The organism is Alcanivorax sp. HI0083, from assembly GCF_001635175.1.
The window spans coordinates 1-6,422 of record NZ_LWFX01001319.1 but is presented as its reverse complement, the minus strand read 5'-3'; the positions used below and the strand labels follow the sequence as shown (position 1 = coordinate 6,422).

The window sequence follows — 6,422 nt, the reverse complement described above, 5'->3', positions numbered from 1 at the left end:
TGGATGAGTCTGTCAGCAATATGCTGGATCTCGCAGACGACCTGGATATCGAAGAAAAGGCCGTCACCGCCAGCACCATGCAAGTCACCCCCCAATGGCAGTATCAACCCGAACGCAAACTGATTGGCCACCAGGTCAGCCGCGACGTGAGCTTCAAGGTCGACGGCCTTGAAACCTATGCGGAGCTACTGGAAGGACTTGCCGAACAGGGCGTACGTAACATCCGCCCCGCCGGTGCGGAAGTTAGCAACCGCGACCAGCTGGGCAACCAGGCCCTGGAAAAAGCCGTGGCTGATGCCCGTCAACGGGCAGAGATCATTGCCGAAGCCGCAGACCGTGACCTGGGCGAAGCCTTCCAGATCACCGCTCAGGGGATCCACCACCCGCAACCGGTGATGATGATGGCTCGCAGCAAAGAAAGCGGTGCCGCAGACAGTTACCGGGCCGGCGAAACCGAGATTTCCGCCCAGGTACAAATCACCTTTGAACTGAACTGAGCGAACATCCCCATGGATGCACTGGGCCAGATTTGTAGCGCCGCACTTCAGCAGTACCTGGCTCACGGGCAAGCCCGTGGGCTGGATACGGCTGCGGCGCTGCAGCAGGCCAACCTGGACCCCGGCCATATCCAGAAACCGGATACCCGCATTCATGGTCAGGATTTTCAGACCCTGCTGCACGCCCTCATCAAACAGTCCGCCGACCCCCTGTTCGGGTTACACACTTCCGAATTTGTGCAGCCCGGTTCCTACAATGTGATGGGCTATATCGCCATGAGCGCCAGCACGCTTCAGGAAGCGTTATCCAAGGTCAGCCTGTACGAAAAGCTGGTTGGTGACATGGGCACCACAGACACCACTGTCGATGCCCACCAGGTAGCCATCCGCTGGGATTGCTTGTATCGCCAGCAACCCGCACGTCAACATCTGATCGATAACGTACTCGGCTCCTGGGTACGCTACTCCCGCTGGCTCACCGGCAACGATCTGCTGGCACCGGAACAGGTCTGGCTGGAACACCCCACTCCACCGGCAGCCCAGGTGGACGAATACCGGCGCGTATTTCTCTGCGATGTGTTGTTCGAACAACCCTGCTCCGCCCTGGTCGGCGCGCCGCAATTACTACAGCAGCCCATACGCCAACCCGACCCGCTACTACTCTCCACCCTGGAAGCCCACGCTATCCAGCAGCTGAATCAACTGGGCGTAGACACCAATCTCAGTCAGCGGGTCAAACAGTGCATTCAGGATGCCATTGGCCATTCCCTGCCCCGCAAGGAAACCGTTGCCGAGCGGCTGGGCATGAATGTGCGCACCCTGCATCGTCGGCTGGCCGACGAAGACCAGAGCTGGCAAAAACTGCTCGATGACGTGCGCCTGAAACAGGCTCGGCGCCTGCTCACCACCACCACCCTGCCCCAGGCCGATATCGCCGCCGCCCTGGGCTATTCCGATATCCGTTCCTTCCAGCGCAGTTTCAAGCGTCACACCGCCATGACCCCGGGCCAATACCGGGCCAAGCCTGACAATGAGCAAATACACTCATAAAAATTGACACTTTTATCTGTAACCCTGTGCTTTTTGTCCTACAAACACTTAAACCTGCCCCTCTCTCCTGTCTATACTGACATCACTCAATGACAAAAATGAATGGTGGAGAGCCTCAATGAAAGGCACCCTCAAACAGCTCGAACGCGCCATCGATAACGCGACGACCTATGACGAATGGTACGAAGCCAGCCAGGAACACGACCGCCTTTCCGGCGCCGACGAATGGAAGGAAGTGGACCGTTCCCCCTATTACGATTACGAGTTGATTCGTAATCGTCTCTGGCAGATTCGCCAGGCCCGCGAACGCAACGACGTGAACAAGCTGGTCTTCCATTTGCATGAAGGCCTGCATGGCAATCTGGGCAACATTTCCAACCCACGCCTTTATCAGCACAGCCGCGTGGGCACCAAACGCCTGATCGAAAATTACCTGACCGAAGTGTCCACCGCCCTGAATTATCTGTGCGACAGCAACTTCAAGGAATTCGGGCTGAAAGAGAAGCTCGATTTCTTTGAAACCACCGGTCAGGCCTTCGGACAAAGCTGCCTGATGCTATCCGGCGGCGCAGCCCTGGGCCTGTTCCATATCGGTGTGGCCCGCTGCCTGTGGGAACAGAACCTGCTGCCTTCGGTGATCTCCGGCTCCAGCGCCGGTAGTATCATCGGCTCGGTGGTCGGCACCCACAACGATGAAGAATTGAAGGTGAAACTGGAGCCGGAAAACATTTATCTGGAAGCCTTCAAGGTGTTGGGCTGGAAAGGCCTGGTACGCGGCACCCCGGTGCTGGACGGCGACCATCTGGAAGCCTGCCTGGAAGAAAACATCACCGACATGACCTTCGAAGAGGCCTATCGACACACCGGTCGCGAAATCAATATTACCGTGAGCCCCTACGACCGTAACCAGCACGCGCGCCTGCTGAACTGGCGCACCTCTCCCAATGTGCTGATCCGCAAAGCTTCGCTGGCGTCCTGTGCAATTCCCGGCATTTATCCGCCGGTCTCCCTGTGGGCAAAGAACATCGACGGCGAGCGGGTTCCCTACATCCCCGGCCGCAAGTTTGTTGACGGCTCCATCGTCGACGACCTGCCCATCCGCCGGCTGGCCCGCCTTTACGGGGTCAACCACTCCATCGTCAGCCAGACCAACCCCCATGTGGTACCGTTTCTGTCTCGCAACGAAAACACCGACAGCTCCCTGAGCACCCTGGGCGACTGGGCCCTGCGCAACGTCTCCATGAACCTGCGTTATGGCCTGCAACTGGTGCAGCGCCGGGTAGCGTCCAACGACATGGGTTTGATGATCGACAAGGCGAAAAGCATGGTGACGCAGAAGTATATCGGCGACATCAACATGATCCCGCCCCGCCAGCCGCTCAACGCCCTGCGTGTCCTGAATAACCCCACGCTGCAAGATGTGCGAAACTATATCCGTAAAGGCGAACAGGCGACTTGGCCAAAACTGGACATGGTAGCCAACACCACCTGCATCAGTCGCACCTTCCGCGACTGCCGGGCACGCCTGGACCGTATCGAAGAACGCATGCTGGATCGGGTAAACATGACAGCGGTGGCCAACCAGTAAACCGCCCCCCGGCACGGCGACTATTTCTGGAGACCGTGCTTGCCTCACCGTATACACCATTACTACCGACAGAACCCGCTGGCCTTCAAAGTGGCCGGCGCGGTGCTGTTGGTCAGCATTATGGTGATGCTGATCAGCATCGGCGTATTCATGGTGCGCGAATACCATCAAGGTATGGAGCGCCTGGAGCAGAACCTGGAGCAGGTGGAACTGACTGCCTTGCCCGGGCTGTCCCGTTCCCTGTGGAATTTCGACGAAGAGCAATTGCGGGTGCAGGTTAACGCCCTGCTGCATTTGCCTGATGTAGCATCAGCCAGCGTCACGTGGACTGACTGGAATGGCCACGCCAAAGCCATCGGCAGCAGCATGGCCGCGCCACCCAAGGCCCTCACGATTCGCGAGCTGCCACTGGTCTACCAGCGTAATGACGGCACCCGCGAAACGCTGGGACAACTGGAACTGGGCATTTCTCACAGCAGCATTTATCAATATGTGGGCAAACAGACCGCCTTCCTGATCGGCTTCCTCGCTCTACAGGCACTGGTCAGCGCCATTCTCATTATTCTGCTTATGCGCCTGCTCTTCACCCGGCGCCTCAGCCAGCTGGCCGACGACACCCGGCACTTGTCGTTGTCGTCCCTGCGCCAACCGTTACCCCTGCCCACCAACCCCGAACACCATGACGAACTGGATAATATTGCCGCCGCCCTCAACACCATGCGAGAACGGCTCCTGCAGGACATCAACGCCCGCCGCGACGCGGATCGTGCACTGCTACAGGAACGACAGCTGCGTCTGGATAATGAAGAACGGCGCATCCACGCTGAAAGCGCCAACGACGCCAAAAGCACCTTCATGGCCACCATGAGCCATGAAATCCGCACGCCCCTTAACGGCATCATCGGCATTATCGACCTGATGCAGAACAGCACGCTGAGTAATCAACAGGCGCACTACCTCAGGCTCATGCAGCAATCCAGCGAGAACCTGCTGGCCATCATCAACGACATTCTGGATTTCTCGAAAATCGAGGCCGGCGAACTGCGGCTGGAGCATCAACCTTTCAACCTGGCCATCCTGATCGAAGACACCATGAGCGCCTACGCCGGCCTCGCCCACAAGAAACAGCTAACGCTGGCCTGTGAGCTGCAACTGGATAGCATGCAGGCTGTGTTTGGCGATGAAGTGCGGCTGCGGCAGATCCTCATGAACCTGATCAACAACGCTCTGAAATTCACCGAACAGGGCCATGTGATCATCCGTGCCCGCGACAAGTCGCTGACCGACACCGGCAGTGGTGTACACATCGAAATTGAAGATAGCGGCATCGGTATTTCCGACAGCCACCAGGAGGTAATTTTCCAGGCCTTCGCCCAGGCCGACCAGAGCACCGCTCGCCGCTTTGGCGGCACGGGCCTGGGGCTGAGCGTCTGCCGCTCCTTGTGCACACTGATGAATGGCACCCTGGGCGTCTCCAGCACGCTCGGCCAGGGCGCACGCTTCTGGCTCGACCTGCCCCTGCAACCCCAGGACACGCAACCACCTCTGCCACAGCTTCCCCAAGCCAACATTCTGGTACTCAGCCACGATCAACCCTTGCGACAAACACTGACCCGCATGCTCGAACACGCCGGTGCCACCACCTTGCAGGGGGACGCCATGGATCTGCTTTCCCTGCCCGGGCCTTTCAGCCATGCGTTGATTGACGAAACCCTGCTCGGTGCCGCGGGCCTTAGCGCCATCCCCCCAGACTCCCAGGCCCGGGTGCTGTTAATCGGGGATCTGCACGAACAAAGCGACACAGTGCCAGTGCTGCGTAAACCCGTCACCCGAAGCGCCCTGTTTCTGGCCCTGGCGCAAGACACTGCCCAGCAGATAACCGCACCCGAACCCGGCCAGCCAGCGGCCCTTGATCAACTGCAAGTATTGGTGGCAGAAGACAATAGCGTTAACCGGGATGTGCTGCGGGCCCTGCTCGGTTCCCTGGGGATCACCCCGCTCATCTGTGAAAATGGCCACGAAGCCGTGCAGGCCTACCGCCAGCACCCAACGCCGCTGGACCTGATTCTCATGGACGTGGAAATGCCGGAGCTGGATGGCCTCGCAGCCACCCAGGCCATCCGACGGTTTGAGCAGGACACGCAGAAAATACCCTGCCCGATCATCGCCCTGACGGCCCATGCGCTGGGCAGCCAGATCGCCCGCATTCACGATGCCGGCATCGACAGGATTCTCAACAAACCGATTCGCCGCGATACGCTCTTGCAGTGCCTGCAGGAGCTGGCTTCCACCTGTCACACAGGCACAGAGCCGCAAAAGCCTCGCTAGCGCGCCACCGGTAAATCAGACCAGCGACAGGTATACGCCGGCGACAGGTGCGCCCTGCGCATGGCCCAGACACTGCGCTGATCCGCCTGCATGCCCTGCCCCGCCAACCACACCTTGCCCGCACCGCTCTGATTGATGGTATCCAGGACCGCCATCAGCGCGTCCGCGCGCGCGCCCGAATCCGGCTCTGCCGGCTGCTCCGAGGTAAACAGCCCACTCTGAACCTGCCCCCGCCCACGCAAGTCCGTGAGAATCACCCCGGCTTTCCCGTAGCGATACCCCTGCTTCCATAACCTGGTCAGCAAGGCCTGTGCCTGATGCACCACCACTCGGGTATCCGCCGTGGCCGGCGACAAGGCAGCACTGAGCGTATTGGGGAATAATTGTTGGGGCTTGCCCATCGGGGCGGTGCGCAAATACACCGTTACCCGGCCGGCGTACAAACTTTCCTTGCGCAAGGACTCCATGGCCCGGAAGGCAAAATCACTCAGGGCCTGGCGCACCGGGGGCAAGGTGGTTACCGGCTCGCCAAAAGAGCGCGAATGAATCACTTGCTGCCGCGGCGAAGGCTGAGTATCCAGAGACAGGCAGGGCTCCCCGTTCAGCTCCCGCACCAGCCGCTCCTGCACCACGGAAAACCGCCGACGAATCATGCCGCTATCCGCCCGGGCCAGATCCAACGCCGTCTCGATCCCCAGCGCCTCAAGGCGGCCCATCAACCGGCGCCCTACTCCCCACACCCGAGACACCGGTGTTAGCGCCAGCAACTTTTCCCGGCGCGCCGGGTCCGTCAGCACCACGGTGCCGCCCGTGGCGGGGTAACGCTTGGCCGCGTGGTTGGCGAGCTTGGCCAGCACCTTGGTGGGCGCTACCCCCACGCACACTGGCACCCCGACCCAACGAGCAACACGCGCTCGCACCTGCTGCGCCAGCGGCAACAGCTCAGCTCCCCCCATCAA

General features: G+C 60.0%; 5 protein-coding genes. 4 read left to right on the top strand and 1 reads right to left on the bottom strand.

What is annotated here, in order from left to right; all coding sequences use genetic code 11:
- The 4 genes from A3754_RS19695 to A3754_RS19680 form a co-directional block, all read left to right on the top strand.
- Positions 1-497, top strand: a 497-nt coding sequence (locus A3754_RS19695; RefSeq protein WP_063521052.1) for an SIMPL domain-containing protein, incomplete at its 5' end; no start/stop codon positions are given.
- Positions 498-509: 12 nt separating this feature from the next.
- Entirely contained in the window at positions 510-1,547 is a 1,038-nt protein-coding gene (locus A3754_RS19690; RefSeq protein ID WP_063521051.1) for an AraC family transcriptional regulator, read from the top strand.
- 118 nt (positions 1,548-1,665) lie between these two features.
- Entirely contained in the window at positions 1,666-3,135 is a 1,470-nt protein-coding gene (locus A3754_RS19685) for a DUF3336 domain-containing protein (RefSeq protein WP_007150439.1), read from the top strand.
- A 39-nt stretch (positions 3,136-3,174) separates the two neighbouring features.
- Complete coding sequence (locus A3754_RS19680; protein ID WP_063521050.1) at positions 3,175-5,463, top strand: ATP-binding protein; 2,289 nt, start codon at positions 3,175-3,177, stop codon at positions 5,461-5,463.
- Here A3754_RS19680 and A3754_RS19675 read toward each other — a convergent pair.
- The coding region (locus A3754_RS19675; protein ID WP_063521049.1) for a DUF4113 domain-containing protein at positions 5,460-6,422 on the bottom strand (963 nt) is incomplete at its 5' end. The genes A3754_RS19680 and A3754_RS19675 overlap by 4 nt on opposite strands.

Coding starts and splice junctions, on each gene's coding strand:
- A3754_RS19690 (WP_063521051.1), top strand. CDS start 510: ATGGATGCACTGGGCCAGATTTGTAGCGCCGCACTTCAGCAGTACCTG.
- A3754_RS19685 (WP_007150439.1), top strand. CDS start 1,666: ATGAAAGGCACCCTCAAACAGCTCGAACGCGCCATCGATAACGCGACG.